This is a genomic window from Turicimonas sp. TL08, from assembly GCF_054660695.1.
This window is the reverse complement of record NZ_BAAGDP010000005.1, coordinates 113,269-139,297: the sequence shown is the minus strand read 5'-3', so window position 1 is coordinate 139,297 and position 26,029 is coordinate 113,269. Positions and strand designations below refer to the sequence as shown.

Annotated in this window: 24 protein-coding genes and 1 rRNA gene; 12 read left to right on the top strand and 13 right to left on the bottom strand. The window is 42.6% G+C overall.

Features of this window, described 5'->3' with window-relative positions:
• The 10 genes from ACYQ4O_RS04255 to ACYQ4O_RS04210 form a co-directional block, all read right to left on the bottom strand.
• A 16S ribosomal RNA gene (locus tag ACYQ4O_RS04255) occupies nucleotides 1-79 on the bottom strand; the annotation flags it as partial.
• Nucleotides 80-434: 355 nt separating this feature from the next.
• Nucleotides 435-1,067, bottom strand: a complete 633-nt coding sequence (locus tag ACYQ4O_RS04250) for a response regulator transcription factor (RefSeq protein ID WP_308513605.1) — start codon at nucleotides 1,065-1,067, stop codon at nucleotides 435-437.
• Nucleotides 1,060-2,838, bottom strand: coding sequence for a sensor histidine kinase (locus tag ACYQ4O_RS04245; RefSeq protein ID WP_460174850.1), 1,779 nt, complete (start codon nucleotides 2,836-2,838; stop codon nucleotides 1,060-1,062). The genes ACYQ4O_RS04250 and ACYQ4O_RS04245 overlap by 8 nt, the downstream gene beginning before the upstream one ends.
• 13 nt (nucleotides 2,839-2,851) lie before the next feature.
• Nucleotides 2,852-3,229: a cytochrome c3 family protein gene (locus ACYQ4O_RS04240; RefSeq protein ID WP_460174849.1), complete on the bottom strand. Its 378-nt coding sequence runs from the start codon at nucleotides 3,227-3,229 to the stop codon at nucleotides 2,852-2,854.
• 67 nt (nucleotides 3,230-3,296) lie between these two features.
• The gene (locus tag ACYQ4O_RS04235; protein WP_460174848.1) at nucleotides 3,297-4,877 is read right to left on the bottom strand and encodes an FAD-dependent oxidoreductase; all 1,581 of its coding nucleotides are present in this window, start codon (nucleotides 4,875-4,877) and stop codon (nucleotides 3,297-3,299) included.
• A 222-nt stretch (nucleotides 4,878-5,099) separates the two neighbouring features.
• Entirely contained in the window at nucleotides 5,100-6,992 is a 1,893-nt protein-coding gene (locus ACYQ4O_RS04230; protein ID WP_460174847.1) for a flavocytochrome c, read from the bottom strand.
• 110 nt (nucleotides 6,993-7,102) lie between these two features.
• The gene (locus ACYQ4O_RS04225) at nucleotides 7,103-8,518 is read right to left on the bottom strand and encodes an FAD-dependent oxidoreductase (protein WP_460174846.1); all 1,416 of its coding nucleotides are present in this window, start codon (nucleotides 8,516-8,518) and stop codon (nucleotides 7,103-7,105) included.
• A complete protein-coding gene (locus ACYQ4O_RS04220; protein ID WP_460174845.1) occupies nucleotides 8,508-9,176 on the bottom strand; it encodes a response regulator transcription factor in 669 nt (222 codons plus the stop codon). Before ACYQ4O_RS04220 ends, ACYQ4O_RS04225 begins: the two co-directional genes overlap by 11 nt.
• A complete protein-coding gene (locus ACYQ4O_RS04215) occupies nucleotides 9,170-10,975 on the bottom strand; it encodes a sensor histidine kinase (protein ID WP_460174844.1) in 1,806 nt (601 codons plus the stop codon). The genes ACYQ4O_RS04220 and ACYQ4O_RS04215 overlap by 7 nt, the downstream gene beginning before the upstream one ends.
• 105 nt (nucleotides 10,976-11,080) lie before the next feature.
• Nucleotides 11,081-11,848, bottom strand: coding sequence for a type III pantothenate kinase (locus ACYQ4O_RS04210; protein ID WP_460174843.1), 768 nt, complete (start codon nucleotides 11,846-11,848; stop codon nucleotides 11,081-11,083).
• A gap of 308 nt (nucleotides 11,849-12,156) precedes the next feature.
• Here ACYQ4O_RS04210 and ACYQ4O_RS04205 point away from each other — a divergent pair, with 308 nt between their 5' ends.
• The 6 genes from ACYQ4O_RS04205 to ACYQ4O_RS04180 all read left to right on the top strand — a co-directional run bounded on the left by ACYQ4O_RS04205 (nucleotide 12,157) and on the right by ACYQ4O_RS04180 (nucleotide 18,700).
• Nucleotides 12,157-13,734: a hypothetical protein gene (locus ACYQ4O_RS04205; protein ID WP_460174842.1), complete on the top strand. Its 1,578-nt coding sequence runs from the start codon at nucleotides 12,157-12,159 to the stop codon at nucleotides 13,732-13,734.
• Nucleotides 13,724-14,545 carry a hypothetical protein gene (locus ACYQ4O_RS04200; protein WP_460174841.1) on the top strand — a complete coding sequence of 274 codons (822 nt, stop codon included), beginning with the start codon at nucleotides 13,724-13,726 and terminating at the stop codon, nucleotides 14,543-14,545. The genes ACYQ4O_RS04205 and ACYQ4O_RS04200 overlap by 11 nt, the downstream gene beginning before the upstream one ends.
• Nucleotides 14,546-15,109: 564 nt before the next feature.
• A complete protein-coding gene (locus tag ACYQ4O_RS04195; RefSeq protein ID WP_460174840.1) occupies nucleotides 15,110-16,201 on the top strand; it encodes a hypothetical protein in 1,092 nt (363 codons plus the stop codon).
• Entirely contained in the window at nucleotides 16,198-17,181 is a 984-nt protein-coding gene (locus ACYQ4O_RS04190; protein WP_460174839.1) for a hypothetical protein, read from the top strand. Before ACYQ4O_RS04195 ends, ACYQ4O_RS04190 begins: the two co-directional genes overlap by 4 nt.
• A 746-nt stretch (nucleotides 17,182-17,927) precedes the next feature.
• Nucleotides 17,928-18,332, top strand: coding sequence for a DUF805 domain-containing protein (locus ACYQ4O_RS04185; RefSeq protein ID WP_460174852.1), 405 nt, complete (start codon nucleotides 17,928-17,930; stop codon nucleotides 18,330-18,332).
• Complete coding sequence (locus tag ACYQ4O_RS04180) at nucleotides 18,323-18,700, top strand: hypothetical protein (RefSeq protein WP_460174838.1); 378 nt, start codon at nucleotides 18,323-18,325, stop codon at nucleotides 18,698-18,700. Before ACYQ4O_RS04185 ends, ACYQ4O_RS04180 begins: the two co-directional genes overlap by 10 nt.
• A 314-nt stretch (nucleotides 18,701-19,014) precedes the next feature.
• Here the strand turns inward: ACYQ4O_RS04180 and ACYQ4O_RS04175 are convergent, their stop codons facing one another.
• A complete protein-coding gene (locus ACYQ4O_RS04175) occupies nucleotides 19,015-19,797 on the bottom strand; it encodes a biotin--[acetyl-CoA-carboxylase] ligase (RefSeq protein WP_460174837.1) in 783 nt (260 codons plus the stop codon).
• A gap of 89 nt (nucleotides 19,798-19,886) precedes the next feature.
• On the opposite strand from ACYQ4O_RS04175, the gene ACYQ4O_RS04170 reads away from it, so the two are divergent.
• The 6 genes from ACYQ4O_RS04170 to lipA are packed head-to-tail and all read left to right on the top strand — an operon-like array spanning nucleotide 19,887 to nucleotide 24,581.
• A complete protein-coding gene (locus ACYQ4O_RS04170; protein ID WP_460174836.1) occupies nucleotides 19,887-20,537 on the top strand; it encodes an alpha/beta hydrolase in 651 nt (216 codons plus the stop codon).
• Complete coding sequence (locus tag ACYQ4O_RS04165) at nucleotides 20,524-21,693, top strand: hypothetical protein (protein ID WP_460174835.1); 1,170 nt, start codon at nucleotides 20,524-20,526, stop codon at nucleotides 21,691-21,693. The genes ACYQ4O_RS04170 and ACYQ4O_RS04165 overlap by 14 nt, the downstream gene beginning before the upstream one ends.
• Before the next feature lie 17 nt (nucleotides 21,694-21,710).
• Complete coding sequence (locus ACYQ4O_RS04160; protein WP_460174834.1) at nucleotides 21,711-22,013, top strand: HP0495 family protein; 303 nt, start codon at nucleotides 21,711-21,713, stop codon at nucleotides 22,011-22,013.
• A 2-nt stretch (nucleotides 22,014-22,015) separates the two neighbouring features.
• Entirely contained in the window at nucleotides 22,016-22,663 is a 648-nt protein-coding gene (lipB, locus tag ACYQ4O_RS04155; protein WP_460174833.1) for a lipoyl(octanoyl) transferase LipB, read from the top strand.
• A complete protein-coding gene (gene menA / locus ACYQ4O_RS04150; RefSeq protein WP_460174832.1) occupies nucleotides 22,647-23,606 on the top strand; it encodes a 1,4-dihydroxy-2-naphthoate octaprenyltransferase in 960 nt (319 codons plus the stop codon). Before lipB ends, menA begins: the two co-directional genes overlap by 17 nt.
• 12 nt (nucleotides 23,607-23,618) lie before the next feature.
• A complete protein-coding gene (gene lipA / locus ACYQ4O_RS04145) occupies nucleotides 23,619-24,581 on the top strand; it encodes a lipoyl synthase (protein ID WP_460174831.1) in 963 nt (320 codons plus the stop codon).
• Here the strand turns inward: lipA and ACYQ4O_RS04140 are convergent.
• Both ACYQ4O_RS04140 and ACYQ4O_RS04135 read right to left on the bottom strand, forming a co-directional pair.
• Complete coding sequence (locus ACYQ4O_RS04140; RefSeq protein ID WP_460174830.1) at nucleotides 24,555-25,082, bottom strand: hypothetical protein; 528 nt, start codon at nucleotides 25,080-25,082, stop codon at nucleotides 24,555-24,557. The genes lipA and ACYQ4O_RS04140 overlap by 27 nt on opposite strands.
• A complete protein-coding gene (locus tag ACYQ4O_RS04135) occupies nucleotides 25,079-26,020 on the bottom strand; it encodes an ABC transporter substrate-binding protein (protein ID WP_460174829.1) in 942 nt (313 codons plus the stop codon). The genes ACYQ4O_RS04140 and ACYQ4O_RS04135 overlap by 4 nt, the downstream gene beginning before the upstream one ends.
• Between the last annotated feature and the right edge of the window lie 9 nt (nucleotides 26,021-26,029).

Here is a 26,029-nt window from a genome sequence, read left to right as displayed (position 1 = left end):
TGCATGGTTACCGTTCGACTTGCATGTGTAAAGCGTTCCGCCAGCGTTCAATCTGAGCCAGGATCAAACTCTTTTGTTTAATCTCTGTTGTCGCTCTTACTCTTCGTTTCGGTTTTGACGGAGTATTTCCTACTCCGTTTGCCTCACTAGAAGCGAGCTTCTTAAATTTAAATCTTGCGCTTTCGCTCTTAAACTTAAGTGCCCGCTCTTATCGGTTCGTCGATAAATTTTTTAAAGAACTTGCGTCGCTGATTTCGTGTTCGTCATCAACAACGAGGTGCGAACTATAAATACCTTTTTTGAGCTTGTCAAACCTCTTGATGAAAATTTTTCTATGATTTCGGCGTAAAATATCTGTTTTTACTTTTATTTCAACTAGTTAAGATAAATGTAAAATTTTATAAAATTTCTGAAGAATCCAGAAATTCCTGCATTTATTTATTTTTTTCAATGAAATTCCAGCAGGCTAATAATTCTTTTTTGGTGTGAATATTGAATTTCTTTGAGATATTCAATCGATGGCCTTGGACGGTTCTCTCTGACAAACCCAGTCTCTCACCAACTAATTTACTCGTTAAGCCATTGGCTATCAGCTCGAATACCTCTTGTTCTCGTCTACTCAGTGAATCAAAAATCTTCAGAACATCTATTTCTTTATTGCCGGTATCTTCAACCATTTTGTTCTGAATACACTCGGCCAATACTTCTTCCAGCTTTTCAGCATTAACAGGCTTTTGCAGAAAATCAAAAGCCCCCTTCTTCAACGTTCTGACTGCCGTATCAACGTCCGCATAGCCGGTAATAATGATGATTGGCAATTCATTTCGTTGTTTCTTTAGTTCTGTTTGAAGCTCAATTCCCGTCATTCCCGGCATACGTATATCCAGGAGAATGCATCCAGGAATCATCTTGTTGTCTTTTTCCAGAAATTCTTCTGCAGAGCTATAGCCGATCGACTTCCAACCGGTACAGGCCAACAAAAAAGTTAATCCGGTAAGTATTCCTGGGTCGTCATCTATCACTCGGATCAGAAATCTTGCCTTCGTCTCTTGTGCTAATTCAGTCATTATCGTTGTCGCTCCACTTAGCGAAGAGAACAGACTGCACTAGTCCCCCTTCCTCCCTAGCTTGCATTTTCATTGAAGTGCCCATGGCTTCCAGAATTGATTTGATAACCTGAAGTCCAATTCCTAGACCTTCTGCTTTGGAGCTCTTCAAATAATTTTTGCCAATATCTTCAACTTCTCCGGCAGAAAAAACTCTCCCGCTGTTTGCTACTTGAAGCATTATTTCATCCTTACAGGTTCTCAAAGAAACCCAAACTGTTGGATTTGCTCCTTCCAATGCACCCTCTATAGCATTCTTCACCAAATTCCAAACAAGAATCTCAATCTCAACTCGATCGCCTTCAATAAAAATGTCTTTTGTGAAGTCATCGTGCAAATGAACTTTCCCGGAGTACTTCACCTTCATGGTTTGGATAATTTCTGCAAGACAAGCAGAAAAGTCTACTTTCTGATTCCTGCAAGCCTGCTTTCTTGCATATTGCCTAACTTTATTGACAATCGCAGTTGCTCGCTTAAGTTCCTTCTCAAAGTTCTCAAGACTAAAACTCAAAATCTCCGGATTAACTTCTTTGGGATTTCGTTTGTTTAATGCTTTGAGCCCGTCCACTAGGTATTGACAGGCTGCTAGAGGCTGATTCATTTCATGAGCAAAGATAGAAGAAATCTGACTAACTAAGTTCAATTTATGCTGAGCTTCCATTTTTTCTGTCAGTTCGGTAGCTTGTTTTTGCAGCTTGTTCTTTTTTTCTTCGGCTTCCAGCAGCTCGGCTTTTGCTTTATCCACCAGTCTCTGAGCACGCCAGCTGTGCGCCGCTAATCCGATTACTGTTAGTACCAAAAGTGCGAGCAACGGCCAATAAGTCAAAACAAAACGACGCAGTGACCACTGGTTCATGTACTCATATGGTCCGGCTTTGAGGACACGATATAAATCATCAACAGGTTTGAAGTTAGTGGCTAAAGACCAATATTGGCCGCTTGCGCTTGGCTTCATGCTTAATAAGGCAGCCGACACTTTCTTTGCCACATCGTGATTGACGACTCGAGTGGAAGCAAAAGTATTGTTAGGATAGGAACGCGTGGAGTGCAGACATTTAACAGGACCGGAAATAGGAGAAATGACTTTAATCTTGTCAAGGACGGCGATATTTTGAAGTTCATGCTCTTCAAGCCAGCAAGCACGGATAAAACCAATATCTGCTTTTCTCTCCACAATTTCTTTCAAAAGCTTATCGGCTGACTCACCAACAAATCGTTTACTCTTAAAAAAATTATCTGGGTCATATCCTCTGAAGGCAAGGTCTGCCATGCCAATCCTATAACCATGAAATGCGGTCTCATAGTTAGCGACAAACGACTTGCCTTTCATGTCCTCAATACTTTTTATGTCCTTTCTGTCTCGCTGAGTAATAAAAGCACCGGCTGTCCCAAAGTTTGGAACTGGCTTCTCGGCCGTTACGACCGTCGCGATGTCTCTGACGCCAAAAGAAAGCATGCGGTAGAAAAAGCCGGCACTGGCATAGAAGAAATCGATAGTGCCGTCTTTAATAGCTTTTTCTAAATCTGCGGATGAATAGACTTTTGCTTCCACTTTCCAGGGAACCAATTCCTTCTGCAGATAATGCAAGGTTGGAGTGAAATCCATATCCTTGCTCAAGGGAGGAGAAAAATGAATAAGGCCAATCTTAATAACCTTCTGTTCCTCCTCTGCATGGAGGAAGCAGGAACAGAAAGCAACGAACAGGATGAGTACGAACCTTATTATTCTCATAAAAAAGTATTAATTACCCGTTATTTGCGCCGTGACAAGAGGAGCACTTCTTTAACTGATAATTATGGTGGCATGCATAGCAAGGTTCAAGAGATGCACTGGTATCCTTGTATCCGGGTTTAGGTGGCATGGGATGCTGAGAGTGACATTCGATGCATTCCGAGAAATTTTTCTCATCACCGCCGGCATGAGGGATCCACACGTGAGGGTTCACAGGACCCGAGTCGGATTGAGCCTGAACGTTCTTTTTGATCAAATCATCGAAAGTCGGTCCGTGGCACGCCAGACACTGTTCTTTCTTCATCGGTTCTTGAGCCTGCTGCTGGGCAACCACAGTAATTGCAGAAAAACTTAAGGAAAGCAGCAAGGAAAGACAAAGAGCTTTTTTCATTGTTATTTCCTTGAGGATCAAGGCGAGACATCTCTATGCCTCGCCTATTAGGTTTTATTTAAAGTGATTATTTGGAAGTTGCAGCATGTTCACCGGCCCAGCGACCCGGCATAATTGCGCGCGGCATTCCATTACCGACATAAAGACCTCCAGCTGTTTCGCCGGCTGCATAAAGACCCTTAATCGGTTTCATGTCTTGGCCAAGAACTTGAGAATTATTGTTGATAGCCAAACCGCCTGTAAGGTTATGTACGCAAAGGACCAGACGAACGGTATGGAATGGACCTTGTTCGATCTTCTTAGTCAGGCTTTCTGCAGGCTTATCAAAATCTTCATCTTTCTTAGCGTCCACAAAGCCGTTATAACGGGCTACGGTCTTTTCAAGATTCGGTTGATTTGTCAATTTAGCTAGTTCTGCCAATGTGTCAGCTGTAAAGGCATATCCTTCTTCACAAGTCGGATACTTCGTGTCCCATTTGTACTTCTTGGCAGTTGCATCGTCAAATACTGTCCAGAGGAACTGATCTGGCTGAGCCAAAGCTGCGTCATAGAAGGTGTATCCGCCTAAGTTAGCCTTATCCAATTCTTTAACGAATCTGTCGCCGTTCTTGTTTGTAAAGATAACTTCTGCCCAGCGAGGACCGCTGATTCCGAGGCCGGGAGCGCCATATTTACTGCCTTTCGGGAAGCCATAGTGAGCTGTACCGAACTTACGGCGAAGGTGAGGAGTATCTTCGCAACGGTCACCAACTAACATACCTCCTGCGCGTACACCAGCCAAAATAGCTGAGCCATCGGGAGCAACGAACGGATATCCGGTAGAAATCATATTTTCGGTAAAGCGTGGGTCAGTAAGTCTTCTGAGTTCAGGATTTGCTTTCCAGCTTCCGCCTGCCAGTACTACACCTTTGTTAGCTTTGATGTTTTGGATCTTGCCATCGGGACCTTGAACTTTGGCACCGACAACAGCTCCGTTTCCATCAACATAAACATCAATCAATTTCTGTTCGAGAAGAATCTGACCGCCTTTACCTGTGAAGTATTCATAGAAAGGCATCATAATGCCTCGGCCTGTCATGAAACCGCCTGTAGGCTGAGGTTTTCTTCCGCCTTCGCCGGAGTCTTTCCACCAGATGTGATGGTAGGACTCATGATGCTGAGAATCATATTTTCCTGGCTTTGTAAAAGTCGGAAGGAAACGGACACCATGTTCTTCCAACCAAACCTGTGTCCCTGGACACCATTCAGAATATTTCTTAACGAGTTCCGGAGTGTTCTTGCGATATTCGTGATGAGCCGGATTAGTTAATTTCTTGTAGAGAAGTTCAGGAGTATCTTCTACACCGTGTTCTTTCTGAGTTCTTGTACCTCCGCCTAAAGCAATGATGCCCCCGTTAATAATTGCGCATCCACCGTAGTTCTTGCCTTTTTCCAAAACCAAAACTTTAGCGCCTTTATCCATTGCAGAAATAGCAGCAGACATACCGGCGATGCCGGAACCGGCAACGAGCACATCAGTCTCTCCGTCCCATTTAGATGGAAGAGTAGAAGAGGCAACATCAGCAGCTTTAGCTGTTGAAACAGCTGCACCTAATAAACCTAGAGAAGCAAAAGAAGAAGTCTTAAGAAAATTACGTCTAGTTGTCATATGAATCTCCTTGGGAATCTGTTCTTTTCTTGAACTGACGTCATTTTCTGCCCGGAAACTGCTCGAGTAGTTTGATATAGATCAAACTTTGTTCACTTTTTTTAGACCTTCCAAGAGAAGGTTACAAACTCAGCCAAGCCGCTCGTTCTTTGGATCCTCTTTCCTCTGAAAACGGCAAGAGCCAGGTTTCACCTGGCTCCCGCTCTTTAGAAGTTCACTGAATTACTTAACTGCGCTTTCTCCGGCGACATTGCCATATGTCAGTGCGTCAGCAATTGCATTTCCGCCAACTCGGTTAGTTCCGTGGATGCCGCCCGTAACTTCACCGGCTGCGAAAAGACCAGGAATTGGTTTTCCGGCTGTATCAAGTACCTGAGCGTTTGTATTGATTCTTACGCCGCCCATAGTATGGTGAACAGACGGTGTTCTGAGTTCTGCATAGTACGGTCCTTCGTACATCGGAATATTCGGAGCACAAGATGGACGGCCGAATTCCTTATCTTCTCCTTGGCTTCTGCAGAAGTCATTGAACCTATCAAAGGTTGCTTTGAGAACCTTAGGATCAACTTTAATCTTAGAGGCTAGATCTTCAACGTTTTCGCCTCTGATAACCTTGCCGCTCTTCAGGAAAGTTTCAACAGGAATACCAAGGGTTGTTAAACCATCCTTGTTAATACGCGCATTCTTCACTGTGCACATACGGTAGAAAACACCGCCCGGCTGAGCTAAAGCAGCCTTGGAAAGTTCGTCTCGTCTTCCCATTTCATTAACGAAACGCTTGCCTTCAGTATTGACGTAAATAGCTGTACCTTGACAGATTCCGCTGACGGTTCCATTTTCAGGATCTGTTACCGGCAATAGTTGGATGTACCCCATATCAACTAAACCTGCACCGGCCTTTTCAGCCATGAGGATACCTTCACCTGTAATTGCACGGCTGTTTGTGGTACCGATGTTCTTGCCAAGCTTGCCTCCCCAAAGCTTGTCATATTTCTGACGCATTTCGACGTTGGCACCGAAACCGCCCGAGGTCATGATGACGCCTTTCTTAGCATTCAAAGTTACCTTTTCTCCGTTGGGTCCTGTGGCTTTAACACCGACGACTCTTCCGTCTTTCTTAATCAGCTCATCAGCCTTTGTTTGAAGCAGGATGGTGACAGGAAGCTTTTCTTTTTCGATAGTTTTTCTGAAGGTGTCAATGTAGCCTTGGCCGCTGGTGTAGTTAGCAGCATCGTGACAGCGAGGCCAGATAGCGCCGACATATTGGCTGGAAAAGTCATTCCACTTCAGCCCCATCTTATCTAAACGTTCTACTGTAGCTGGTGCAAGTTTTGACAACTTATCGATCAAAGCCAAATCTGCTACGTAGTCTCCGGCTTTGTAAGTTTGAAGAGCATGAAGTTCAGGACAATCAAAGAGGATGTTGGGATCTTTTTTGATGGCTTCGTCCCATTGTTTCTTCAAAGAAGCCAAAAGCTTAGCTTGCTGTTCATTCTTCGGTTCTTCCTTCAAAAGGTCTTCGACCATCTTTCTTTGTCCGGCTGACATCTTCTGTTTAGCTTCCAAAGCAGGATCAGAAGCATTCAGCGCACCTCCGGCTAAAACAGTGTTGCCGCCGAGGAAGGACATCTTTTCAATCAATACGACTTTTGCACCTTTTCTTGCTGCAGCAACGGCAGCAGATAAGCCGGCTCCGCCACCGCCGACAACAACCACGTCAGAGTCAGTCTTTGTTGGGACGGAAACTTTGTAGGCAACGCGAGATCCTTGCATATACTTTTGAGGATCTACGCCGGCCTTTTTAAGAGCATCTTTAACAGCATTCAGAATTGCCATGCTGCTGAAGGTAGCGCCTGAAATCCTGTCCACTTTCAGAGACTGGTTATCAACAATCATCTGAGGAATGACCTTCTTTGGAAGTTCGGATACCGCAGGAGTTTCAAAGTTTTTGAGAATTTGGACATTTGTAATTTTATCGTTGTCCAAAGTCACGGCAACTTCAACTTCAGCATTGTGTCCCAGTGCCTTTCCCTGGTAAGTACCGGTAGCAGCAAGAGCAGATGTGCACGCCAAAGCAAATGCGGACAACGTGAAAACAGCAAAAGGTTTAATCATTTTGTTCTCCTTGGATTAACTTATGCTGTCAATTATCCTGATGAGTCTTTTCTTCAGCTAGATACGTTCGTTCTAGTACGAAAGTATCTAGTCATTGAATTCAATTTCTGCTAGTCGTTTTGAGAACAATTTTTACCAGCCAACCTTCCAAAGGTTAATGCTTCAGTTAAACCATTGCCTCCCAGTCTATTGGCACCATGGGTCAGACCAGTAATTTCTCCGGCAGCATATAGGCCGGGAATCGGAGAACCTCTCTCGTCCAATACGCGGGCACGAGTATCGATAGCCAAACCACCTAATGTGTTATGGATCGCCATCGGTGCAAAACCAATATAAAAGGGAGGTGTTTTTAAACTGTAGACAAGTTTTTTAGGATCTTTTCCTAAAGGGTCAATCTGATTCACAACACTTTCATTGTAGGCCGTGACTGTTCTCTTCAGAGATTCGGCCGGAATATTCATTTTCTCCGCGATCTCCTCTAACGTATCCCCCATGATTACATCGCCGGCTTCAATAGACCGAATAGTATCTCTTTGCACAAGTTTGCTGTAAGACCTTAATCCTTCTGAATCTACGAGAATGAAAGCCATTTTCTTCGGAAGCCGAAGCACTGCGTCTCTAATTTGGCTTCGGCTGGCATCTTCTCGAATAAATCTTTTTCCTTTGGCATCAATCAAAATAAATCGAGAAGTGTCTCCGTGCAGACGGCTCCTCGTTGCCCCTTCCTCTCGAGCCCCCGGTAGACATTCTATTTCTTCAAGGTTGACTAATTTGGCACCAATCTTTTGAGCTGAAAGCATCACTTCACCGGTATTTTTGACAAAGTTATCTGTGCCTAGAGTTCCCAGGTCCGGTGAAATTTCTCCGACCAGTTCTAAATTGGCTCCGAATCCTCCAGCAGCCAAAATAATTCCTTTTCGTGCTTCGACAGTTTGCTTGTTATTCTTCTTGTCCAAATATCGAACTTGCCGCACTTTTCCTTTGTTATCTCTGGTTATTTCTTGAACCGCCGCACTTGTTCGAATTTCAACATTTCTCTTCAGAGCATCATTTAGGAGAACCTGGATATATCCTTGTCCGTCCGGTGAAATCGGCTTGAAAGAGCGTCTCCACTCTCCTCCGAAACTCTCAGTGATTCCTTCTTGAAACTTCAGTCCTTTGCTTTTCAGCCAGTTCAGTGTAGGAAGAGCTTCCTTCACCATTGTTTTAACAATTTCAGGATCATTTTTTCCTGCGCCGCTTTCAAGCATCTGTTTAACAAACAATTCTTCCGAGTCTTGAATGCCGGCCTTCTTTTGTAATTCAGGGTCCACGGCGTTGTAATAGCCGCCGGAAAAATATGCATTACCTCCGACTCGCAGACCTTTTTCTAAAAGAATGACTTTTGATCCGTTTTCGGCTGCTGAAACAGCAGCCGCCAAACCCGCAGCTCCTCCTCCAACGACCACCACGTCAAAAAGCTCTTCTGCAAACGAATACGTGCTGCAGAAGATGCAAACGGCAGTCAATAAAAATTTAGTTCTCATGAGCTTCTTCTTTTATGAAAATGGAAGACTTCAAACCATCTGCACTTTTTTCTTCTTCATTTAACTTTTGGAGAAATAGCGCCAAATCCACGTTAGATTTCAATTCCAGTTTGTGGAAAATATTGGAACGGTGAATTTTTACTGTTTGCTCTGCCAAACCAAGCGTCACGGCAATCACCTTATTAAGGCCGCCTTTTGCTACTTCCGCAGCAACTTGCTTTTCGCGCGGAGACAGCGTCTTATAAAGTTTCTTCAGCCGGGCAATTTCTTGTTTTTGCTGATTACTTTCCACGTTGAATTTAACTAACCGCCCGACATACTCTTGAAGTTTTTTAGGATCTACGGGCTTCTCTAGGAAATCGAAAGCTCCTCTCTTTAGAGCCAGGACTGCTGCGTTTACTTCACCGTGCCCGGTGACAAAGATAATCGGCAAATTAATACTTCTTCGATTTAGTTCCTCTTGAACTTCAAGACCGGATAATCCATTCATCTTTAAATCAAGAATGATGCATCCCGGACGTTCAAAATCATCCAACCTCAAGAAGTCCTCACCGCTCTCATAACAGACCACTTCAAATCCGGCTAACGTCAGCAAGAACTTCCTGGAGTTCCGTACACTCTCCTCATCATCAACAACTCTTACTACTGGATCTAGCACGATACCTCCTTTTCAGAAACCAATGGAAGCACGATCTCTGCACGTAATCCGCACTTCTCTTTCGGTTCGAAATCCAAGTGACCTCCATGGGCCAAAACAATATGATTGCACAGTCCTAGTCCAAGGCCTAACCCATCCTTCTTTGTCGTCTTCATTGGATGGTTTAAGTTATCGAGTTCTTCAGCTGTTAATTTTGGACCAAAGTCCTCCACGGTACAGGTCACCTTGTCAGCGCCTCTCTTCTCTGCAGTGACGACTATTCTTTTCTCCTGCTGATCTTTCATCGCATCCGAAGCGTTTCGAAAAAGATTTATAAAAACTAACTCCAGTTCCAAAGGATCTCCTTCGACTACAAGATCTGAAGGAACTTCCAGTGAAAACCTAACGTTAATTGACTTAGGAGAATGAGAGAAGGTTTTCAATGCTGAATTAATAATTTCTGATATGCAGCACGGCTGCCGAGTCCGCTTGTTAGTTCGTACATAACTTCTGACCCGTCCAACGATCTGCGATACACGTTTGGCTTCGATTGAAATGGCATCTATGGCTTCACCAACGATCTTATCTTCTTTACCAAGGGTCGTCAGGTAGTACCGGAGTCCTTCGGCATAATTCAGAAGCGTCTCGACTGGCTGACGAACTTCATGGGCGAACATCGCTGACATCTGAGAAACGACTCCGCCTCTTTCTAACTGCAAAAGCTTCTCTTGGGCCTCTTTCGATTGTTTCTCGAGTTCCATCTTCTTCGCCAAAGCATCACTAAGCTGAGCTGTTTTCTTTTTAACGAGAGCCTCGGTTCTGAGAACATGAACAATCAAAAAGAATATACACAGAAGAAGAACTGCAAAATAATAAGCATTCTTAAGAAAAAACTCCTTCCAACTCAAATCCCGGACAAAAGGTTTGATACCCAAGCTCTCATAAAGCTTAGTAACTCCTTCAAATTTGTTTGCGATCTCCCAAGCATTGTTATTACTTTCCTTAGAACTCATTGATAGAAGAGCCATTGTGAGTTTCTTCACATCAGTACTTTTAGCCGCCGGGAGAGCCGCAAATACTATTCCCGGAAAAAGATCTGTTGAATGGGCACATGAGAGGCCATCGCTATTTTTCTTGTTAATAACTTTAAAAGTATCAGGCGAGAAAAATCCCATGGCTATCAATTGTTCTAATTCGCAAACCGGTAAGAAACCGACATCAGCATGGCCGGTAGCAACCAATGTGGCCACGTCTGGAATTTCAAAATTTGTGAAGGTGGTGTGTTTTCTTAGTTCTTCTTCCGTAATGTTTATTTTCCTCAGCTCTCCTAATGGAATTTGCCAGTCATCAAAGTTATCTGGTGAGGACGCGGCAATTTTGGCTCCTTTCAAATCCCCTAAAGAAGAAATTTTCTTATCTGTTTTCCTGGCAATAATCGCTGCGCCGGTAGAGTAATTGCAATCTTGTGCCTCTTTTCTTGCTCGACTAGCTACTAACTTAGCTCCGTAGGTTCTTTCAAGAAAAGCATAGACGCCGCTCGGGACTATCACAAAATCCAGTTGATTCTGTTTAATCTCTGAAATAAGACTGTCCAAACTCAGTTCTTGAGTAACAAATCTAGTGTTGCGAAACTTTCTTCTGAGATCAGCAATGGTCGGCCCGAAGGTATCAATAAAGAAATTTGGATCTCGTGTGGTTAGAAGCCCAATTCGTATAGTTTCTTTTTCCGGAACATCTACACTGCTCTTGACCTCAAAAGCAATGAGGAAGAGCAGAATTACTGAAAGACTTTTCAGAACAAGAACAAAACGCTGGCCCATGGATGTTGAGTAATATTTTTTGAAAATTCTACCAACTTCTCAGTCGACCGATGGGTCATGCAGGAAGCATGGCTTCCCGACTATTAATAATTTTTGAACTTTCGCTTAATGGCTTTGTTCTCTTACCATCGTGGCTAGGCCATGCAGAACCAGATTGTGGCGGATATCGACATTATCAAATTCTTGCTGAATATAAGGAGCGACAACTTTAGAAGCTCCTCCTGCAAGAAGAATTTTAGGGGTTGCTCCTATTCCTTCCATCTCTCTTACTGCTCTTTCAATAAGGCCTAATTGGGAGTCAACAATTCCGGTGGTAATAGCATCGATAGTATTGGTGGGAAAATCCGTTCTTCTTCCGAATGCTCGTGGCAGATGAGATGTCCCTCTTGCCAAACCTTCGCGCATCATTGCCGGCCCCGGAGCAATTCTTCCGCCTAAAAACACATACTCACCGACGCCGGTCGGAATGACACTATCAATAGTACTGGCAGTCCCTAAATGGCAAACTAAAAGAGGTTCGTCTTTATGAAGCGCGACAGAGCCAATGGCAGCAAACCACCTATCTGCGCCTAAGAGTTCCGGATGGTCGTAGTTGCTCTTAAGAATAAAATCCCCTGTAAATTCTTTTTTGGCTGTAAACCATGTGCATTGCGCTCCGATGCTGCTGAGAAAGTTCTTTGTACTGTGAGCAATCCAGTCGGAAGCAACCGTACAACCGTAGGCATTCTTTACACCGAGTTCTTGCCACTTATTTTTGATTTTTTCATCGAGAATACCGGAGGACTCGTGGACGTAAGTAAATGGATTTTCAGGATCATCTAACAGAGACCACTTTAAAGCCGAGTTACCAAGATCAATCAGAATAGAAGCCATCTTACCTTCGCCTTTTTCTTAGATAGAAATCAACCACAAGAAAAACAAAAGAAGTCTAATTATGGACCGAGAAATAATGACAAAATTGTCACGTAAATTAAATCTTCTTATCCGTAAATAATTTGATAAGAACTCCTTCCTTTCCTCTATTGTGTAGCCCACTCAAATTCATCACATATCGTCCTCGTTAGGCCTCAAGCTCTTTTGACCGCGGGCCATCCAAGACACATAGGGATCAGAAATCCCGATTTCAGAAAAGAAGGGTTACAATTATTAAACCATCTTATAACTACATACATTGAAATCCCATGTTTCTTAGCAAACCAGACGCATCCACATCAGGATCTGCCCGCTTTTCTATCAAGCGTGGCAAATCTTCCTATTTGCTCTCCGACGATCCTTTAGCTCCAGTTGATAAAGATAAAATTCTCAAAGATTTTAGAATCATAGAGGAGGCACAACTTTCGGGGAAAAAAGAACTCCCTCGTACAGAGTCTCGAGACCTGTCTCCCACAGAACAAAAAATTCAGGACATCTATCAGGAGATAGTAACTCGATATGCCCAATTTACCGACTCTGTCTTGTCTCAAGACGATAAGAAACTTCAAAAGGGAAAAGACGATGCACGCAATAGTGTGGCCAGAGCGCGGTTAGTTAGCACTGAATTCAAAAGCGCTTTGGAACAGATGATTAATGGGTACAAGGTTGAATTAGATCACGAAAAAAAACTGATCCATCAGGCTCGCTGCGAGTACATAAACTTCCAAAAAGAAAATGGCTTGACTGAACGCACCTGTAAAGAGGTTAGCGGACTATATCTTACACTTAAGATTCTATTTCTAGTCTTTATTATTATTGTTGAGTCTATTGTTAATGCCAAACTGTTCTCTACTAATATGGAAGGCGGACTTCTAGAGGGAGCTCTTGTAGCAGGCATTTTTTCTCTTATTAATACCCTCGTCGCCTTTTGCCTTTTTGGGCGTTCAGGCCTTGTAGGAAATGTATTTCATGTGAAACCCCATAAAAAATTGCTGGGGCTTCTTGGCATTGTCCTGTTCATATCATTTCTCGTCACATTTGGCCTTTTTGTTGGCCATTACAGAGATGCTCTTCAATTTTCCGCTGAGGAAGCCGGCAGAATTGGTCTCGATACCTTCTTAGAAAATCCTTTCGGCCTTAAGGACATAATGAGCTGGTTATTGTTTCTTGTCACTGTCGCAGTAGGTTTGGCCGCCTTGTTCGATGGACTCTATTACACAGATCCATATCCGGGATATGCAGCTAAGACTGAAAAATTCAATGAAGCAAGAAAACGTTGGGAAGACTTCTACACCACCGTTATCGAATCTATGAACGAGCATCAAGACGAGTATCTGAGAAAATTCAATACAGCCCTTGAGCGCTCGCAAAATGCACTAGCAGATGTAAAAGCTAATTTTCTCGATAAAGAGCAAATCCTCAATCGTTATTCGAATGCACACAAAAATGCTCAAAAAGCCATTCGAAATATTGTCGGCCAGTACCGATATGCCAATGAAATGGCCCGATCGACTCCTGCTCCGGAGTACTTCAATAACTTCGAAGTTTTCGATTACGATTATATCCCCCCAGTCATAGCCGGAAAAGAATGGTCAACCGACGTAACTGATGAAATTAAAGTGGGAAAAAATGAAATAGCCTCTCTCAACGAGTTAGTTTCCCAACTCACTGCGGATAAGCTTCATATTGAAAGTGAGATCATAACTTCCTATAAGGAACAAAGAGGTGCGCTTGATGCGACGTATGCAGAACCTGTTGCCCCTCCTCCAGCAAATAGCGGTGTTCCCCACTTTGAAAAAAGTGTGCCGACAAATACCATGCTGAAAGGTGCTGAAAATGTCATATAAACCTCTTCGTCGCAACTCTAAAATAAATGTCGGAGTAATTATCGGAATCATCGGCTTTGGACTATTCATAGTAGGAGTTGTTGGAGGCCTGATTTATTATTTCTCACAACCTACACCTCAATTTGATAAAACATCTCTCTGCCCTATTGTGGATGGAAAAATTTCTCCCAAAAATAATCTTGTTTTCTTGATTGACGCTACTGATCCTCTTTCGGAAAACCAGAAAGATTTTGTCAAGATAGAAATGGAGAAAATAATCCAATCTCAAGAGCCCGGGACGCTGGTATCGATTTATTACATGTCAGATGAGACTCCGGTTCAGAGAACTCCTCAGTTTTGTCTTTGTACGGTACCGGATGGAAGTAAGGCCAATAAATTTACAGAAAATGAAGCTTTGATGCACAAGCGGTTTGAGAAAAACTTCGCTAAGCCTCTGAAAGCCCAGCTTGAACATTTGGACGAAGTAAGAAAACCTTCAAAGGTTTCAAACATCTTTGAGCAGATTCAAGCCTTGTCAGTGAACTCTTTCTTGAAATATCCCACTGACGGAGTTAAGGAACTCTACGTCTTTTCTGACATGCTGCATAACTCAAAGGAGTTCACACTGTACTCCAAGAATCAATCTTTTGATTCCCTGAAGAAAAGTAGCTACTATGCTCAGGTCAGATCTCAGCTTAGAGGCGTAGATGTGACTGCATTCTTTTTTGCCAATCAACCCAAATTTCAGACAAATAGAAATGTTATTTTTTGGGAAAAATTCTTTAATGATATTGGTGCCGCTCTAGTCAAAGTAGAACCCATTGGAAAATAATATTAATAAACTTAAATGCTTAAATACCTTTTTCTCCTCGTCCTTGGCTTAAAGATTGGAGCGTCTTTATACGCTTTCAAACTTGGTTTTACTCAAACAGCTCAACCCTTAACTAAATTCTCCGTCCTGCTTGACGATCCCATCTGGTTGTGGAGTTTTAGTCTCCCATTTCTACTTATGCTGGCTTATGTAATAGCAGGCTGGTTAATGGTCCGGGGAAAGTCCCGAAAAGAACTTTTCTCATATGCTGACGGTTGCTATTACTTAGGATTTCTTTTCACTATTGCGTCGATCATTATTGCCCTGGCCTCTATTCAAGATGAAAACTTTTTCGTTTCTGAGCTGGCTATTCGTTTTGCTGCAGCTATGCTGACAACTTTTGTGGGTATGGCAGTTCGCCTTTACATCATTACTTTTGACGCCCATCCCCAAGCTTCCCTTACCTATATCACTAAGAACTTTTTCTCCGGCTCTTCCGGTGGCTCTTCGGAAGGAAGCAGTGGACGTACCGGGGGAGAAGAAGTCAACTCAGGAGATTCTTCGAATGGGACTGAAGAAACTTCTGTGAAATTAAAAGCAACTTTTCAGAGAGAAATAATCCCAGATGAGGATAATCTCGGCCTCCCTCCACAACGGGTTGATCCAGAGGAGGATCTGAATTTTATCCTTCAAGTTAGCTGCCAGAATCTAGCTATTCTGAACAATCAGCTAGTCGAAAGTATTAATAAGTTTTCTCATCTGGTTGATCTTATGCTCGATGCAATCTCTCGCCTTGGGCATGATATTGATGTGGAATCAGACAAAATGAAAACATTTAATGCTGAAATGCAAAAGAAAACTCAGGAGGTTCTCACTCACTCTTCAGACACATTCTCCAAAAATCTATCTGACCAATTAACTGCATTTAAGGAAACTGCAGCTAGTGTAGGAGAAGCAGTCACCAAAGAGGGAGAAAGTATCGTAAAACAACTAGAAACTTCCCTTGTGCAAGCACAAACTGTCTTTGAAGGTAATCTCAATCAGCAGCAACAGGCACTCCAGAAGATTGCTGAGACTTTTGATTCTCATTTCACCAGCCAAATTTCTCAACAAAAGGCTCTTATTTCCAGCAATCAGGGAGAACAGGCAAAAGCTGTAGAAAAACATAAAGTTCTGGTCGAAACTCAGTTAAATCAGCTGTCCAAAATATCAGAAGGTATTGTTTCTGAAATGGAAAAGCAGCTTAAGAACAGAGTTGAAATGTTTGCTCAGAAGTTAGCCGAAAGCAATCCCTCTCTTAATACTGCAACACTTCAAGAAAGTATCGTAGATTTTGCTCGTAGCTTAACCGAAGAATCTAAAACCGTAGAGAGATTGACTAGCTCTTTAGACCTTAAAGTTAGAAGTCTTTTGGACCAAACTGATTCTAACTATCTAACCACCAAGGGAGTTGTCAGCGATATTAATTCTATGAGAGAGAACATTAAAAATATAAGCAACAAATTTGAGGAAACTGAGAAAAACATCGAAACTCTGAATACAGAGCTCAAAGCAACTTCATCCAAATTCACAGACTCTCTTGATGACTTCAAAAATAAACTTAATGATGAACTGAGAAAGAAAGTGCAATCCGCTCAGGGTAAACCGAGTTCATTCTTTGACAGGTTCAGAAGATGAAAAAAAACAATGAAGTATTTCACATCTCTTTAACCGAACTGGCCTTTACTTTAGTCCTTATACTAGTCATGTTGCTCGGAACAAGACTTGTTTCTGAACACAATAAGGCTAATGAACAAGATAAGATCATTCAGCAACAAAAAGAGGTCATCGAAACATTAAGTGAGAAAACAGGACTATGTCGCCCGGATCCCGATGATCCTATTACACCCTTAATGCCCTGCAACAAATGCCTGTCCGTAGTAGCTCATATTTCGAAAAGCCAAGCTGCTCTTGCTATTGATCTCGGAAAGGCTCTGACAGATGTTATAGAGTCTTCATCTTTAGAAGAGAATTATCTCAATTTGAAAGAGCGACTAATAGAAGCTGCAAAAATGGTTGCAGACGGAAAACAACTCGCAGATAAAAAGGATTTAATTGAAACTTCAGAAAAACTTGAAGCCAGCCAGAAAGAAGTGGCTTCTCTTTCGAAGATACTCAGCAAATTTAAAGAGGAAAATAAAACTAAATTCGATGCCCTGATGGAGCTGAATGAATTAAGGAACAAAGTAGCGCAGTGCGAAAAAGATATACAGACCATGGACACTCAAAACAAATATTTAGCTCGCATTGCTGGCCTAGGATATCCTCCGTGTTGGGTAGGAGCCAACGGCAAACCACAGTACCTCTTCAATATCGATTTACTTCCTGATGACAGAATTATAGTGAATCGAGCTTGGCCCGAAGAAAGAAACCAAGACGCTCTTTCCATGGAACCGGTCGTTCAGGTGCAAAAATATTTTGGCCAGTCAGTCCCTATGTCGGAATTCCTTTCCTCTGCGAACAAAATTTTGAAGATATCAAACGAAACCAAACCAAGTGCCTGTCGTCACTTCGTCATTCTTAAAAACCACATCCCAGACAGACATACTGGAGACAAGCAGCGCTTAAAGATTGAAAATAGTTTTTATAAGCTGGAAATTCTTGCGGGGGATAAATAATACGCCAGGATTAGAGGATTCGACACAGCTATCTAAAAGGCAGGGCCGTTAGGCAAGGAGAAGAAGAGTTGGGGGGCATTTTAAACGCTGAAAATAAAGAAGCGTCCCTTATAACTTGGATCAAAATTTCGGCATTAGTTTAAAGGAGAAAAAATGATCAAACTCTCTGGGGTAAACAGGGCTATTTTAGACAAGGCCTCAATTCCAAACTGTCGTTTCAGCTATGTATGCTTTGACAGCTTTTTTGTATTTGCTGAATAAGCAGGCCATGAGGCTTAATGCGACTGTTCACCGGTAGACAGGCCGAGCACGACAAAAAATAAACTGAACTAGCATTAAAAAATCACCCAGTGATGAATGGCTTAAAACAACGCACCCTGATTACGGTTCACATTTTTACAAGGTGGATGTTTCAAATTACAACTTCGTATGAATATTTCCCTTGAACATCTACGGGTTACACGAAAATAGGCCTAGAGAAAACCTCTTGTTCGAATAAAAAAGATGAGGTCTTGCCTTATCTCTTTACTCAGCGGGATACCCCTAAAGCTAAAATACTGGTTCCTTTTTAAAGTGCAACTTTTAAGATCTACTTTCTCAGGAGACCGACATGGTGCTTATAGGAGTTGGATCTCAAGGGGGTTAGTACAAATTTATTTAGGGCACTATAGATTTTTTAGTAAAATATTAATCTAAAAATTCCAAGGATCAAAATCTTGAGAGATACTCTTGCGCAAAATGCAATAATGACTCAGGAAACGGCCATATCGAACGCACCTCGTCGCGGAATCTGGCACCGTTATGTTTATGCTCAGACGACTGCGTACTCAGACTTTAAAGGAAGAGCAAGCCGAGCGGATGTCTTATCTTTCTTTTTTATTTCATATATCTTTTCTTTTCTCTTAGGTTTTGTGTGTGGCTTTTTGGGGACATTGGCAGGAATGGAAGAGGATTTAATAAAGGGGCTCGTACTTCTGGTCACGTGCGGCGCTTTCGCCATTCCGACCATGAGCGTATCGTGCCGAAGACTTCATGACATTAATTTCAGTGGCTGGTGGCAGCTTACTTTTGTTTTCCTGCTCCCTTTCCTCATTATGCTCTTTTGCCCTTCAAACAAAGAGACTAATCGCTTTGGTCCACCGTGTCCTTAAACTTAAAAATCCATAAACAAGATTCGAGCGTGTTCATGAGAAAATTTTTTGTACTTGTGCTGATTTCCTGTCTCTCCTCAGTTTCGGCACAGATCCCCGACCTCTCACAATTCACAGGTTACAAAATCATCTATTCTGGTCACATCACTGGATACCAAGATCCTGGCAAAAAGGCGCATACAGGCTGGGATTTTGAAGGGTGTGACTATGACAGAAAAATTTTCATTGACGATCAATACGAAGTCTATTGTCGTACCTATTCCTATAGCTATTCATACCATCCGAAAGTCACTATTCTCTCTAACGGACATACAGCAAAAATGATCGTCAACGGGAATACTTATGACATCTCGTTGCAGGAATACTAAACCCGAGTTTGAAAGTTAAAGAGGAAAAATCCTTCGATATCTTAATGCTCAGAGCATCGAAGGATTTTTAAACTTGTTCGCTTTTATTCCTACAAAAGCTTGGAGATGACAGGGCTGAGCGTTTCCTTCATCGTTATGGAATTTTGTTTTCAAGCACCGCTCAATATCTGCTCTATCGGACAATGTATGCAACTCATCTAATCCGCAGCTTCCCAGAAGTTCGGCCCTATAAAGAAGTGCCGGTGATGTGAAAAAGCTTGTCGGTTTAAATGAAAAATAAACAATCCTAGAAATTAACTTAGTATCGCCTTTGATTATTTCTGGACTATTTCTCCTGAATTAAACTTTCTTAAAGAATCGTCAATGATCAGCTGAATTTCACCCTCTGAACTGATTCCTTCCTCAGTTCCATCAACGATTTCTTGTGAAGGGAGTCGAAAGCTCAACGTTTTTTGATAGAAATAATCAAACTTTTTCCATCTTTCCGAGAGAAAAGTATCCTGTAACCCGATACTTTGATTCATTGTTTTAAGCACTGAATCAGCCAAAATCCTAATCACTTCCTCCCTCTTCCCCTCTTTATCTGAATGCTCCTCAAAAAGGAATGCAATATTCCGGTTGATTTGTTCTTCTAGTTCGCAATTGGGAAATAAATTAACACCGATTCCAAAAACTAGATAGACACTGCCTGCATACTTAACCGTCTCGATAAGTATTCCGCTTAATTTTCCTTCCGAGGTCATTAAATCATTAGGCCATTTAACCTTGACCTTTGAATTAAGTTTCGAAAACTCTTCAGCAATATTTACGGCCAAGAGAGGACTCAAAGTCATTAGGTCTCGAGTACTTCCCGTATGTTCCACAACCATAGAGAACTTCAGACAGCTCTCCGAATCATCCACCCAGGTTCTTCCCTTCGTGCCTTTTCCTTTGACTTGCTTCTCGGCCACAACCGCATAAGGACCGCACACCGCTCCAACAAGAACTTTCCTCTTGAGGTAGTCATTGGTCGAATCAACTTCCGGAAGAAACTCAAAGGTGATGTCTTGCTTAGACAGCTTTTTAGAAACGGATTCAATTGAAAGGTAATCAGACATTTTTGGAACTAAACATTTCAGCAGAATTTCTAATTTATTTGAAGTTACATGCTTCGGTAAAATGGGGGGTTCGAACCATCGAGGAAAAAATGGCCGTAAAAGAGATAGAAATGACCGTTCGAGGGAAAAGTGGAAATCTGGAAACCAGACTTTCCATCCCCGGTTGCGCCCCTAAGGGAATTGCATTTCTTTCTCATCCCCATCCTCTCTTCGGTGGAAACATGAATAATAAAGTTATCCATGCTCTAAATAAATCTTTTCTCCAGGAAAATTGGATCACTGTCCGTCATAACTTCCGAGGAGTCGGTAAAAGTCAGGGAGTTTATGACAACGGCGCAGGAGAAACAGAGGATCTTTTAACCTTGGTACAGTTTTATTTGGAGCTGCCGGAAATCAAAGCACTTTTTTCTTCTAAACCGAAAACTTGCTTTTCGGGATTCTCCTTTGGCACTTATGTAAGCTGCAATGCAGCTTCTTCTAATGCCCCGGATTTCTTGCTTCTGCTCGGAACTGCCGCAGAAAAATGGAAGTTCGATTTACCTGCTGTTCCGACATTTTTAATACACGGAGAAAAGGATGAAGTGATCCCCTTGAAGGATGCGCTGGAATGGGCCGGACGTTTCGGCCAAGCTGTCACCGTTATTCCTAATACCGATCATTTCTTCTCAAAACAAATACCTCTGCTGCAGGCCATGATAAAGCGGGCTATTACATGGATGAATCACTATGACCCCCTATAAATTTCTCACTGTATTATCTTTGACTGCTGCTTTGGCTCTCGGCTCATCTCCTGCCTGGTGCAGTAAGGCACCTGCCAAATCCGAGACTCTCGAACAAGAACACAAGTTGATGTCAGAGGAGCCTTCTTTTGTCTCCTTTGATTTACTCAGCGGTAATTCTTTTGAGACGAATCTTTCCAAACTTGAGATAGACAATATCGAACTTCTTTCTGACCTATTGTCGACTTACGGATTGATTCATTTAATACAAGAAAAGAAAATTGATCCGGCTAAAGAGATAGAACTGACTTCGGCACCGACAACTAAGGCATCTCTGCGTTTGGATCCTGAAAAGAAAATAAAGATCAAAGAACTAGTTACCGCTCTTCTGTTTCTCAAATCACCTGATGCCAGACTGACTTTGCAAAAAATCCTAACTGATCACTTTGTCGATGCAAAGATTAAAGTAGGTGAAAATGGAGTATTCGATTTAAAAACTTCAAAAATCGACTGCTCGGTTGAAGACTTAACCAATGCTCTGAGCACCGTATTTTTTGAACTCGAAAAAATGGGCGTCAATCCCTTTGATGAAAAATTCGTCATCGGTGACATTAGCTACCCTTCTCAGCTAAAAGCCAGCAGAGGGGAAAAGACGAACATTGTCATGCTCATCGACAAGGACACGAAAGCAGTTCTCTCCTTAGCCCGCATTGACCATCCTAAAAAGAAAAACGCCAGAAAAGAACCCGGGTCTCTTGTCATCAATACGGCAAACAATCCTCTGCCTGCCGGCCAAATCATTAAGCGTTCTTCAAATTTGCTCTCTGATGCCGCTAATAATTTTGAGACCTTGAAAATCATCTCCAAAGGTAAAATCATCTCTACCGTAGATTTGAAAGGCACGGATAAAAAACAGGTAGTGATGATTGCTCCGGACGATATTTTCATCTCTTTAAAAAAAATTGACCTGCAAGAGCTTAGGCACAATAAAGTTGAACTCCTCATTGAAAGAGATGAACCAATGAAGCTGCCGATTATTTCCGGTTCTCAAATTGGTACCTTACGCATTGTATTTAACGGCCAAACCCTTAAGAATGTACCATTGATGGCCAATGAAAACGTCTATCCTAGCGTGAAGCAGAAAGTCATCGACAAGTTAAATGCCATAATAGATTAGATTGAGGAGTCATCAAAATGTCTGAAGACGTCAAAAAACAAGAACAATTAGAAGAAGAGCTTCCTGCAAAGCTGCTTCAATTCCCATGTGATTTTCCTCTCAAGATCGTCGGTATCAAAGCTGATGACTACAAAGATAAAATTGTTGAAGTCATTAAGAAATACGACCCGGATTACAATCCTGCTGAAGCAAATTTGAAAGAATCTGCTAAGGGCAACTATCTCTCTTTGGGAGTCGTGGTCAGAGCTACCTCTCAAGACCAACTCGACGACTTATACAAAGCGTTAGTTGATCATGAATATACGAAATTTGTTTTGTAACTTTGAATCAGCTTTTATTTCGTCATCTAGGCCTCGTTGATTATCTGGAGACCTGGCAAAAAATGAAAAATTTCGTCCAAGATCGCACAGCCGATTTGGACGAAATTTGGTTTTGCGAGCATCCTTGTGTATTTACGGTAGGCAGACAAGGCAGTCCGAGTCACCTTTTAAATCCGCAGGATGTACCGGTTGTCTATACGGATCGAGGCGGTGAAGTTACTTACCATGGTCCGGGACAAATCGTTGTCTATCCATTCATTCATTTACGTAAAAGAGGATTGCTCCCCAAAGCCTATCTGGAAACTTTAGAAAGCGCGGTTATCGACACATTGAAAGAAGTCAGCATCACCGGCTTCTTAGTCCCCGGAGCTCCCGGCGTTTACGTACAAGGACCCGATTGTACCGGTCCATTCAACGGTGCGCAGAAGATTTGCTCTATAGGCATTCGAATCTCCAATGACTGCACATACCACGGCCTTTCTTTAAATTTCGATGCAGACCTGTCTTTCTTTGAAAGAATCAATCCTTGCGGATACAAAGGATTAAAGACGGCCAATATTAAGTCGTTAAACTCAGCTTGTTCTAAACAAGAAATAATTAAAATTCTTGAGAGAAAATTATCGGAGTACTTGATTGAAAAAAGACATTAAACCGCATTCTTTAGAAGCTTGGCTTGCATTTTTCCGCCCAAAGACCTTGTGGATAGCTGCTGCTCCGGTTTTAGTGGGAACCGGATTGGCTTTAGCTTTTGACGGTAAATTTAATTTTTGGATTTTCCTTCTGACATTGTTAGGTGCGATGACCATTCAAGCTATGTCAAATATGGTCAATGACTATGCTTACAACGTCAGAAAAGCCGAACGCTCCGATCGCGTAGGTATTCCGAGAGCCACCACGGAAGGCTGGATTTCCATGGACGCTGCTAAAAAAATGATTGGAGCCATGATAGTTCTTGCCTGCCTATTTGGTATTGCTCTTATCGTCATCGGCGGCTGGGCTATTGCGCTAATCGCTTTTCTCTCCATTCTTTGCGGGTACTGCTACATGGGCGGTCCAAAACCAATTGCCTACACGCCGTTCGGAGAATTTTTAGTTTTTCTTTTCTACGGATTATTTGCAGTCGGCGGTACATTCTGGCTGCAGACTTTAAGCTTCAATATTCTGGTTCTTATTCCCGGCACTGCTTTGGGTTTAATTGGTGCTGCCGTGCTCTTTATCAATAACTACCGTGATGTTGAGCATGATTTATCAGTCGGCCGCAGAACGCTTGCAGCAGTTGTAGGTAAAAAAGTCGGTGTGTTCGTCTACTCCTGCATGATTTATATCCCGTTTATCATCGTTGGCTGGTTAAGTATTGCTAATCATTCTTATTGGCCGTTCTTGTTTGTTTTGCTTGCTCTTCCTAGAGCCAGTTTCTTGCCCTCCATTCTTAAGAAAACACAGCAGGCTGACATAACCTTCTTGATGCTTAGAACCATCAAACTCGAAGTTCTTTTTGCCCTCTTGCTTACAATCGCAGGAATTGGCGTGTTTTACTTAACATGGCCTCTCGGCAGCCTTTCTGCCGCAACAATTTTCGCTATTCCTTTTTAAAGTAGGATTTCCATGACGGACTTTATTCCCAAGGAACAGAGGACAACTAAAAAAATAAAGCAGCATGAAGTTTATCGTTTAAATGAAGTGAAGCTGCCTAAACCTTCCTGGCTTAAAGTCCGGATTCCTGCCAATGCTCTCAAAGTTAAAGAAGTCAGGGAATTATTAGCTGACAAAGGCATGCATACTGTTTGCCAGGAAGCAAACTGCCCTAACCTAAATGAGTGCTTCAATAAGAAACGTGCTACCTTTTTACTAATGGGACAGATTTGTACCCGAAGATGTCCTTTCTGCGATGTAGCGCACGGTAAACCTTTGCCTCTCGATCCGGAAGAAGCCGACCATATCGTCGAAAGCATCAAACGTTTAGGCATTAAATTCGCCGTTCTTACCAGCGTCGACAGGGATGATCTTAAAGACGGCGGTGCTTCTCACTTTGTGCATTGCGTAAAAAAAATTCAGACTGAAACTGATGCAAAGGTAGAAATCCTGATTCCTGATTTCCGAGGAAGATTAGAGCGGGCTCTTGAAGTATTAAAAGAAATAAAGCCCGATGTGCTCAACCACAATATTGAAACGGTTCCCCGTCTATATCGTGAGGTTAAGCCGGGCGGCAGCTACGAGCATTCTTTAAGTCTATTGAAGAAGTGGTCGGAGATTTATCCGGATTGTCCGACAAAGAGCGGCTTGATGGTGGGTCTCGGAGAAACCGATGAAGAAATCATACAAGTTCTTAAAGACTTAAGAGCCAACAATGTTCAGATGGTCACGATCGGCCAGTACTTAGCACCGAGCAAGTATCACTATCCTGTTCAAAGGTATGTCCATCCGGACACATTTAAAAAATATGCACAGACTGCTAAAGAACTTGGCTTTAGCAGCTGTGCAAGCGGTGTATTAATCAGATCAAGTTACGGAGCTGCCGAGCAGGCTTCCGAATTCAATCAATTACTTAATGACGGTCAGAACATCTGATAAATTCTCAACGGACCAAACTTTTTCCGCAAGATTCTTTTTCAGATCTTCCCAATGCCTGAGTCCCTCCGGCGTCAGATTTTCTTTTTTGAAACTTCTGCCGGTCTGAATAAAGTCGTCATCAATCACTCCCGGTTTGAGTGCGACCTTAACAGTTTTGTCTCTTAAAGAAATTTCGAAGTACATATGGCCGTAAACGCCTTCAGGAGCGCATGAAGGGGCCTCCTTTAGTACTTCATACCTTCCGGCGGTAACGGCCCTAGAAATCATTTCTACGGCGTCTCTGAGCCCCGGACCCGGAAAAGCAGTTTTGAAGCTGATATCTTCTCTTCTCGGAATTTCTCCGTCTTCAGAAAGATAGTTAAGAGCCCAGTACATCAGGCGGTAGCCTAAGGACAAACCGCCGATGCTGTCTTTTCCGTGGTAAAGAACGCAAGCATGGAACGGGATGTCTAATTCAACACCCTTTTCAACAACCTTGACGATTTCTTTATTCATCATTTCTGCATTGCCATTGGTAAGACGAGATCTTTAACGTTGACGGTTTTCTCCATCATGCCGTTTTCCTTAAGGAACTTCTGGTCAGCTTCCAAGCCTTTGATATCTTCGTCAGTCAAAGTATCGTAGTAGTTGCTCCAGTTCTTTAAAGTTTCTGCGTCTTTAAGAGAGATACCGTGTTCTTTAGCACCGATTTCTAAGGCTTCTTTCGGATTGGCCTTAATCCAAGCGAGAGCGTCTCTGTTGACTTTAACAATTCTCTTCAAGATTTCAGGATTTTCATCGGCAAACTTCTTAGAAGCTGTCATGACGAGGTTCGGTTCTGTGTAGCCGTCGGCTGTAGCAATAGTTTTTGCCCCGTTTGCATTTGCCTTGATAACGCCGCCGGCAGCCAAGAGAGCTGCGTCAACTTTACCGGCCATCATGGCTGTCATGCCCTTTGGAATATCCATGGAGATGAAGTTGACATCTTTTGGATCGATGCCGTTCTTTGTCAAAGCGGCAACTAATGTCTGATGAAGAACTGTGCCTTTCGGACCGACAACGGTCTTACCCTTCAAGTCTCTAACCGTCATCTGTGGGCCCGGCTTGCCGACGATAGCAAAAACTTTTGTCGGGTGAGCTACGCCTGTTGCGACGACGACCGGATTACCTGCAGAATTAGCCATTAATAATGAAGCGGTGTTCATTGTGGCGCTGACGTCCAGGGAACCGGCTGCCATGGCTTGTGTCTGTTTAGCGCCGGAAGTGATGTCGTGCCATTTGATTTTGATGCCGTCTTTCTTGAACTCGTTCTCAAGCATATTATTATGCTTCATCACCATGTTCTGCAGATTGAACGGGGCCTTCACATAAGCAATATTGATTTCTGAAGGAGCAGCAAATACGCTGGCAGCAGCCATGGAAAGTACGAGAGCAGAGAGTACTGATTTCAGTTTCATTACTAATAA

What these genes read in the sequence shown, in the direction of transcription:
- ACYQ4O_RS04170 (WP_460174836.1), top strand. Translation starts at nt 19,887, where the DNA reads ATGGCCGTAAAAGAGATAGAAATGACCGTTCGAGGGAAAAGTGGAAAT.
- ACYQ4O_RS04205 (WP_460174842.1), top strand. Translation starts at nt 12,157, where the DNA reads ATGTTTCTTAGCAAACCAGACGCATCCACATCAGGATCTGCCCGCTTT.
- ACYQ4O_RS04210 (WP_460174843.1), bottom strand. Translation starts at nt 11,848, where the DNA reads ATGGCTTCTATTCTGATTGATCTTGGTAACTCGGCTTTAAAGTGGTCT.
- ACYQ4O_RS04215 (WP_460174844.1), bottom strand. Translation starts at nt 10,975, where the DNA reads ATGGGCCAGCGTTTTGTTCTTGTTCTGAAAAGTCTTTCAGTAATTCTG.
- ACYQ4O_RS04250 (WP_308513605.1), bottom strand. Translation starts at nt 1,067, where the DNA reads ATGACTGAATTAGCACAAGAGACGAAGGCAAGATTTCTGATCCGAGTG.
- ACYQ4O_RS04245 (WP_460174850.1), bottom strand. Translation starts at nt 2,838, where the DNA reads ATGAGAATAATAAGGTTCGTACTCATCCTGTTCGTTGCTTTCTGTTCC.
- ACYQ4O_RS04190 (WP_460174839.1), top strand. Translation starts at nt 16,198, where the DNA reads ATGAAAAAAAACAATGAAGTATTTCACATCTCTTTAACCGAACTGGCC.
- ACYQ4O_RS04240 (WP_460174849.1), bottom strand. Translation starts at nt 3,229, where the DNA reads ATGAAAAAAGCTCTTTGTCTTTCCTTGCTGCTTTCCTTAAGTTTTTCT.
- ACYQ4O_RS04185 (WP_460174852.1), top strand. Translation starts at nt 17,928, where the DNA reads ATGACTCAGGAAACGGCCATATCGAACGCACCTCGTCGCGGAATCTGG.
- ACYQ4O_RS04225 (WP_460174846.1), bottom strand. Translation starts at nt 8,518, where the DNA reads ATGAGAACTAAATTTTTATTGACTGCCGTTTGCATCTTCTGCAGCACG.
- ACYQ4O_RS04235 (WP_460174848.1), bottom strand. Translation starts at nt 4,877, where the DNA reads ATGACAACTAGACGTAATTTTCTTAAGACTTCTTCTTTTGCTTCTCTA.
- ACYQ4O_RS04160 (WP_460174834.1), top strand. Translation starts at nt 21,711, where the DNA reads ATGTCTGAAGACGTCAAAAAACAAGAACAATTAGAAGAAGAGCTTCCT.
- ACYQ4O_RS04140 (WP_460174830.1), bottom strand. Translation starts at nt 25,082, where the DNA reads ATGATGAATAAAGAAATCGTCAAGGTTGTTGAAAAGGGTGTTGAATTA.
- ACYQ4O_RS04175 (WP_460174837.1), bottom strand. Translation starts at nt 19,797, where the DNA reads ATGTCTGATTACCTTTCAATTGAATCCGTTTCTAAAAAGCTGTCTAAG.
- lipA (WP_460174831.1), top strand. Translation starts at nt 23,619, where the DNA reads ATGACGGACTTTATTCCCAAGGAACAGAGGACAACTAAAAAAATAAAG.
- ACYQ4O_RS04230 (WP_460174847.1), bottom strand. Translation starts at nt 6,992, where the DNA reads ATGATTAAACCTTTTGCTGTTTTCACGTTGTCCGCATTTGCTTTGGCG.
- ACYQ4O_RS04135 (WP_460174829.1), bottom strand. Translation starts at nt 26,020, where the DNA reads ATGAAACTGAAATCAGTACTCTCTGCTCTCGTACTTTCCATGGCTGCT.
- ACYQ4O_RS04165 (WP_460174835.1), top strand. Translation starts at nt 20,524, where the DNA reads ATGACCCCCTATAAATTTCTCACTGTATTATCTTTGACTGCTGCTTTG.
- ACYQ4O_RS04200 (WP_460174841.1), top strand. Translation starts at nt 13,724, where the DNA reads ATGTCATATAAACCTCTTCGTCGCAACTCTAAAATAAATGTCGGAGTA.